The 267-nt window shown below is 59.6% G+C and carries 1 protein-coding gene; it reads left to right on the plus strand.

Annotated features, from left to right (window positions below; translation table 11 throughout):
• A partial coding sequence (locus tag R0K30_RS22200) for a helix-turn-helix domain-containing protein (protein WP_410613031.1) occupies positions 1 to 156 on the plus strand: 156 nt, incomplete at its 5' end.
• Positions 157 to 267: the final 111 nt, after the last annotated feature.

Here is a 267-nt window from a genome sequence, read left to right on the forward strand (position 1 = left end):
CTCTTTGCCTCTGGTCATTCCAATAACGAGATCGCATTTCTGCTGCAGGTCAGCCCCAAGACCTCGAGCCGTCAGAAGCGGGACGCCATGAAAAAGCTGGCGGCGCGTACGGACGCCGAACTGATCTGGCACGCGAAGGAAATGGGGCTGGTCTAAAAGGATCTTCCCGGCCGGCGGCTCATGGAGCAGGCTCATGTCACGCCGTCTGGCCGTGACGATCATCATGATGTAAACCCGATGGCCTGCCTGGTCGGGCGCCAGTCTTGT

The organism is Bacillus sp. SIMBA_154 (assembly GCF_046536015.1).
GTDB classification, from domain to species: Bacteria; Bacillota; Bacilli; order Bacillales; family Bacillaceae; genus Bacillus; species Bacillus pumilus_P.